At 58.1% G+C, this 6,266-nt stretch carries 7 protein-coding genes and 1 pseudogene; 1 reads left to right on the top strand and 7 read right to left on the bottom strand.

Annotated features, from left to right (window positions below; genetic code table 11):
* The 7 genes and pseudogenes from AB7F49_RS37035 to AB7F49_RS37065 form a co-directional block, all read right to left on the bottom strand.
* Positions 1-678 (bottom strand): FGGY family carbohydrate kinase (locus AB7F49_RS37035; protein ID WP_428532249.1); only part of this gene is annotated, 678 nt, incomplete at its 3' end.
* Between the two features lie 4 nt (positions 679-682).
* Entirely contained in the window at positions 683-1,921 is a 1,239-nt protein-coding gene (locus tag AB7F49_RS37040; RefSeq protein ID WP_428532267.1) for a thiamine pyrophosphate-binding protein, read from the bottom strand.
* Between the two features lie 132 nt (positions 1,922-2,053).
* Positions 2,054-2,347 (bottom strand): annotated as a pseudogene (locus tag AB7F49_RS37045) (thiamine pyrophosphate-binding protein); the annotation flags it as partial.
* Entirely contained in the window at positions 2,344-3,168 is an 825-nt protein-coding gene (locus tag AB7F49_RS37050) for an ABC transporter ATP-binding protein (protein WP_428532252.1), read from the bottom strand. The pseudogene AB7F49_RS37045 and the gene AB7F49_RS37050, both read right to left, overlap by 4 nt.
* The gene (locus AB7F49_RS37055; RefSeq protein ID WP_428532255.1) at positions 3,150-3,935 is read right to left on the bottom strand and encodes an ABC transporter permease; all 786 of its coding nucleotides are present in this window, start codon (positions 3,933-3,935) and stop codon (positions 3,150-3,152) included. Before AB7F49_RS37055 ends, AB7F49_RS37050 begins: the two co-directional genes overlap by 19 nt.
* Entirely contained in the window at positions 3,928-4,650 is a 723-nt protein-coding gene (locus AB7F49_RS37060) for an ABC transporter permease (protein ID WP_428532258.1), read from the bottom strand. Before AB7F49_RS37060 ends, AB7F49_RS37055 begins: the two co-directional genes overlap by 8 nt.
* Positions 4,651-4,661: 11 nt before the next feature.
* Positions 4,662-5,849 (bottom strand): ABC transporter substrate-binding protein, encoded by a 1,188-nt coding sequence (locus tag AB7F49_RS37065; RefSeq protein ID WP_428532261.1) that lies wholly within the window; start codon positions 5,847-5,849, stop codon positions 4,662-4,664.
* Between the two features lie 165 nt (positions 5,850-6,014).
* Between AB7F49_RS37065 and AB7F49_RS37070 the strand changes: the two genes are divergently transcribed.
* The coding region (locus AB7F49_RS37070) for a LacI family DNA-binding transcriptional regulator (RefSeq protein WP_428532264.1) at positions 6,015-6,266 on the top strand (252 nt) is incomplete at its 3' end.

Genomic DNA, 6,266 nt, shown 5'->3' on the forward strand with positions numbered 1-6,266 from the left:
AGTCGCGACTTCGGCGCTGAGCTTTCCTATCGGTGTGCCGGCTTTGTGTACCTGCGGGAGCTGATCGGTCCGGCAGATGAGAGGGAGAAAGTCGGGATTCCATTTCTTTTCTCGAGGCAAGAAAAGAGGGTCAAGCGTCAGCGCAGTGTGCAGGTCGATCGCGCTTACACCGCACAGTCGCTTCGAGACGAATGCGGTCGGCGGCAAAAAGGCTTGTGCGAGGCTATAGATTTCGGGCTCGTTCTCCTTGATCCAGAGAATTTTTGGCCCGACGCTTTGGCTGGAGAGTTGCCTGCCGGTCTTGCGGCAGATTTCATCGGCGCCAAGCCTGTTTTCCAGCGATGCTATTTGCGATAGCGCGCGGCGATCGACGCCATAAAGTATAGCAGGCCGCAGCGCTTTGCCTTCGGCATCGACCGGGACGATGCTCGCGCCAATGGCGCTAATACCGATCGCCTCCGCCTTGCTGACTTGCTGCGGGCGTTTTTCAGCAATTTCGCGCAACGTTTCGCATACTTCGTCCCACCACATCCGTTCAGCATCGTGCTCGACATGGCCGGGTTTCGGCTCGCTCACGCGATGCGGACGGGAGGCAACACACAATTGGGTACCGTCGATGCCGATCAATGTCGCGCGCGTGGCGGACGTGCCTATGTCAATGCCAATGATGGTACGCAATTGATTATACCATATCCGTCCATACCGACGGCGCTCTGTCGATCACGATGTCGTAGAGTCGTGGAAATTCGTCGGGCTCGCTTCGCAATTGCGCTTCGAGTTCGTCAAGTTTTGAAATTCTGGCGGCTGGAATTCCGAAACCTTCTGCGATTTTATCGAATCGAACGTCCGTAAAGTCGAAACCGGATTCGTTACGCTTGAACTTGTAGGTGACTTCCTGGCGAATGTTGCTCAGGCTTGAGTCGTTCATTACGAAAATCCGGACCGGAACGCGCAAGCGCTTGATCGTCTCAAGCTCGCCAAGGGACATGCCCATGCTGCCGTCGCCGATCAGAACATTTACAACTCCCTTCGAGCGATCTGCCAGCGCAATTCCGATCGCGGAGCCTAGTGCGAAGCCCATATTCGAGAAGTTGACCGGGCGTAGCACTCGCGCGTTGTTTCGAAATCGCAGCATATGCGCCCAGATGCCCGGGTTGCTTGCGTCAATCGACCAGTTTGCGCCATCGTCCATGTCGAGTTTGGCAAACAAATGCATGAGCGCAATGGGGGAAATCGGCTCACCGCTCGCGGCGTTGACTGCCTGATTGATACGGTCACTCCAGGAGTTTCGCATTTCATGGCATGCGTTGCGCCATTCGCTCCAGTCGGCCTTCAGGGGGTTCGCATCGAGACGCGCGACAACGTCGTCGCAGAATGCCCCGGCGTCTGCGATGATCGAAACATGCGGATTATAGATTGCTGAAAGCTGATCCGCACGCACATCGACTTGCACGAAGGTGGGTATCTTCATGGTCCAGCGCTTTGTGCTGACGCCATTCAGGCTATTGCCGAGGCAAAGCACAAAATCGCTTTCCGCAAGGATTTGCCGTGTCAAACTTGTGCCGACGCGCGAAAGCACGCCGAAGCTCAGCTCCCCGAAGGCGCCTGCCGTTTCCATGGCATTGAAAGTCGAGAGCACGGGAATACCGAGGCGTTCGACAAGCAATTTCAACTGGCCGGACTGATAAGCCGATAGCGCACCGCGACCGATCCAGAGAATTGGACGCTTCGCTGCTCCCATCAATTCCAGCGTTTCCTCAATCGCATCAGCTTGCGGTTTGCATGCAGCAGCTCGCGCGATCCCGGCGGTATCAAATGCCTCAACCCTGTGAGAGAGGGGATCTTCGGCTACTTCGCGCGCAAGATCGAGGTGAACAGGTCCGGGGCGGTCGCTGTGAGCGATACGCCATGCCCGCCGCAAAGCGGGCTGAAGCGCATCGATATGCGCGACATGGATGCTGAATTTCGAAATGCTTCCAAGAATGGCAATGGCGTCGGCGTCCTGTGCGTCGCCCCAGCCGATGTGCTCGCTGCGATTGTTCACCGAAAGCAGCAAAAGCGGATTGCCGTCTTTCAGCGACCCCGCCATCGCGGTTGCGACGTTCGTGACGCCGGGGCCGCAGGTGACCATCGCCACCCCTGCGCGGCCGGTCACGCGTCCAAAAGCAGCAGCGGCGCAGCCTGCGCCATATTCGTGGCGGAATGTGATGAAGTCGATCCCGTGGCGAACGAACCCCTCGTTCAGGCCCAACGTATGGCCGCCTGGAATCCCATAGACTTCGGTGACGCCAGCCGACTTCAGAAAGCGGGCGACAATGTCGCCGCCGGTCAACATATCCTTGTTCATTGGTTGATCGCTTCGACGACTTCACGCGCAATAAGTTGCCAAATCTGCTCCGATAATTCGGCATAGGCTGCGGTTTTTTGAATGTCGCGCGTTCGAGGGCGGGGAAAGGGCACTTTGATTTCCTGGCGCACGCGGCCTGGGCGACGTGACATGACGATAACCCGATCGGCCAGAAAGATCGCCTCCTCGATCGAATGCGTGACAATAACCGCGGTGCGGGTCGAGCCGTCCTTGCCGCCTTCGAAGATGCGAAGAAGCTCTTCCTGCAGCACGATCTTGGTTTGCGCGTCGAGCGCGGAAAGGGGTTCGTCCAGCAACAGTACTTCCGGGTCGTTCGCGAGCATTCGCGCAAGCGCGCAACGTTGCCGCATGCCCCCGGATAATTCATGCGGATACTTGCTCTCGGAGCCGTCGAGGTTCACGAGCTTGACCAGCTGTTGTGTTTTCTCTCGTGTGTTTGCACGCGCTGCGCCGCGCACATCGGGCCCGAATGAAATATTCTCGGCGACCGTGAGCCAGGGGAACAGCGCGTAGTCTTGAAACAGGAGACCGCGCTTCGGGTCGGGCCGTTTGATTTCGGCGCCGTTATAAAGAGCCGTTCCCGAGGTCGGGCGGCGCAATCCAGCGGCGATCGAGAGCAGTGTTGATTTTCCGCATCCGGACGGTCCGACCAATGCAACGATTTCATTGCGTTGTATCGACAGATCGATAGGTCCGAGGGCCGCAGTCGCGTCATCGGAATTGCCGACATCAAAGCGCTGGACTACCTGACTGAATTCCAGAATAGAGTTCGCTGCCATAGCTATTGGCCCTGATACCAAAATACGATGCGGTCGCGCATTGCGCGGATGAAGAGATCGAACACCAGCGCAATGATGCCGACGGTAAGCATCAAGGAAATGATGGTGTTCAGGTTTAGGTCGTAAGCGATCGCGATGTACATCATCTGGCCGATGCCGGCGGAGGCGTAGGCATCGCCACGTGCGCCGATCGCAAGCTCTGCGGCAATGATCGCGCCCCAGCCGCTGGCAAGGCCAATTCTCACGCCGGTGAGGAAATAGGGCATGACTGCCGGGATAACGACACGGCATATCCTTGCGAAGGGGCCGGCTCCCAGCACCGTTGCGGCATTGACGAGACGCTGATCGACGGTGCGGATTCCATCGACGAGATTTGCGAAAACCGGAAAGAAAGCCGCGTAAGTGACGATGTAAATCGCAGCGCCATCACCGGAACCAAGCCAGAGAATGGCGATCGGAATCCATGCCATCGGCGCAATCGGCCGGAAACTGTTTACCAGGCGCAGCAAGACCCCCGACGGGATACCGCGATGAACGGCCATGGCCGCCAGTGGAATGGCAAGCGCGATGGCAATGAGCATTGCGATGGCGACCCGCCACAGGCTGTAGCCAATGCCGATCAGCGACGATCGCTTCGTCAAGGATTGTGCGATGGCGAAGAACACGTCGTGAGGTGAAGGAATGGATTTGTAGGCTGCCGCGCTTAGCGCCCATAGCGCGAGCAAAAGTAGCGGGGTGAGCACGATCAACGCCGAGCGCTTCCCAAGAGTTGTCAACGATCTACTCATGGGCCGCGAACTTTCGGGCGAGCAGACGTGCGGACAAGTCCATTGCGGCGCCGATCAATCCGATCGTGATGAGCGCGGCGATGACGCTCTCGGTGCTGAGCATCGTCCTGTACCATTCGATCATGTAGCCGAGGCCGGATGGAGCGCCGATGAACTCCGCCGCGACGATTGCCATCCATGCGATGCCGAGGCCGACTCGGACGCCATTCAGAATTTTTGGCATTGCGGCGGGAATAACGACGCGCGTGTAGAGTTTGATGCCGGAGGCGCCGAGCACCCGGCCGGCGACAACAAGCCTTTGTCCCGCGGCTTCGACGCCTTCGACCGTGTTCAACAGGATCGGGAAGAACGCGGCATAGGCGATAATGAAAATCGGCAGCTTTTCGCCGACACCGAACAGGAAAAGCCCTACCGGAATCCAGGCAATGCCGCTGATAGGGCGAAGAAGTTCGATTGGCACCAGCAGCAAATCGGAAATCACTCGCGAACGTCCCATTAGGATCCCGAGTGGGATTCCGAATAGCAGCGCGGTTCCAAATCCAATCGCCATACGACGGAGAGAAGTCAGCGAGTGGTCGAGCAGTTCGCCGCTTCGTATGAGGTCAACCGCGCGTTCTGCCACCGCCAAAGGTGACGGTAGCAGAACTGGGCCGAGAATGGCCGATGCGGCCGTCCACAGCACGAGAAGAGCAAGTGCGGCTAGAAGAGCGCGCATCGGTCAATTGCTTAGAGTTCCCAGAAAGGCTTGCCGCGGATGTCCTGATCCGGGCGGGTGAATTCCGCTGCCGCCGGATGCTTCAGCCGATCATAGGCAGATTTTGCAATCTTCTGCACGGGCGAGACGTTCTTTTTAATGATCTCCATATCAATGGGCGACTGGAGGATTTTCGCGTCAACCATTGTTTTGCTATTGACGGTCAGGCCGCTTAGGTCGCCTTCGGTGAGCCAGCCCCACGAGCGCCGATAGAGCAGATCATCCTGCACGATCACCGCGCCTTCCTTCGGATCTACTTTCCAGAAGTCATTAGCGAGTGCAGCAGCCGCTTCCGGCTTCATCGCAGCAACCTTCTTTACTGCGCGTTCGTGCGCGACAACGAAAGCCTCGACCGATTGCGGTTCTTGCTGCGCGAATTTGTTGCGTGTCATCCAGATCGTGCGATGAAGATAAAAGCTCTCCGGGAAGAACGCGGACTTCTTGAACTGCGGAAGTTGAATGTCAGCGCCTTTTCCTTCGGGGCCGTCATAGGCCGCACCGGTCTTGCCGTAGTTGTCGACAAGCTTAACAAGGCGTTTGTCCGCAACACCCTTCAGGTAAGCCGGCGTGATGATGCTGACGGCATCGATGCCTTCCGGCATGGTTGCGGCTTGCGCAAAGCTCGGCACCTGGACCATTTGGATGTTGTGCGCCGCAGGGTTCGGATCGCCGAAATAGGCGCCGAGCACCGTGGAGAGGAAGAAGTGCGGATCCGCACCTAGCAAGGTGCCAACGCGCTTTCCCTTCAGGTCATTCAGGTTCTTGATCGGCGAGTTGGGGCGGACGCAAATCTGGAAGTTCAGGCGACCCTCTCCCAAGAGCAACATGCTGATCGGCATGTTCAGGGCTACGCTACGGATGACTGGGGTGTTTCCCCAAAGGCCGATATCAAGGGCGTCTGCGCGCATGCCCTCGACCGAAGGCTGTGCTGCGGGGTAATCCCGCCATTCGACCGATGCCTTGAAGCCGATTTCACCGGCGGCAGCTTCGATCATCTTGTCCTTGATCATGAGGGCGGTCGTGCAGGAATTGATCGCGCCCCAAGGAAGGCGGCTCACCCTGATCGTCTTAGTTTGCGCTTGCGCGAGCGAAATATAAGGTGCGGCAACTGCACCGATTGCACCGCCGGCGGCGGTTTTCAGGAACTGGCGTCGTTTCATGTTTTTCCTCCCATTGAATGGTACCCGCGCCCGAACGCCCTTTGGGGGGTCTTTGCCAGCGGTCCGGGTCTGCGGAACGCTGCTATCAGGCAATGTTACCGGTAACATTGCAGCAGGCAGGAGCGGCGTCAAGTGAAGCGGCAAGGGAGCGAAAATCCCGTAGGGATGCGGGAGGTCGCGCGCCGGGCCGGCGTGTCGACCATTACCGTGTCACGCGTGCTTGCGAATTCGGGCAATGTCTCGCCGGAGACGCGGGAACGCGTGACTAAGGCGGTGCAGGAACTGGGCTATATTCCCAACCTGCTCGCACGCAATTTCGGCTTGTCGCGCACACCGTTGGTTGGCGTAATCGTTCCAACGGTCGCGAACCTGATGTTTGCGGACAAAATTGAAGCGCTCGCTGAAGAGCTACGGCCG

It is taken from the genome of Pseudorhodoplanes sp., from assembly GCF_050250235.1.
GTDB lineage: Bacteria > Pseudomonadota > Alphaproteobacteria > Rhizobiales > Xanthobacteraceae > Pseudorhodoplanes.

Excerpts from the sequence above, each read along its gene's own strand:
- AB7F49_RS37055 (WP_428532255.1), bottom strand. The coding sequence starts at position 3,935 with ATGAGTAGATCGTTGACAACTCTTGGGAAGCGCTCGGCGTTGATCGTG.
- AB7F49_RS37060 (WP_428532258.1), bottom strand. The coding sequence starts at position 4,650 with ATGCGCGCTCTTCTAGCCGCACTTGCTCTTCTCGTGCTGTGGACGGCC.
- AB7F49_RS37065 (WP_428532261.1), bottom strand. The coding sequence starts at position 5,849 with ATGAAACGACGCCAGTTCCTGAAAACCGCCGCCGGCGGTGCAATCGGT.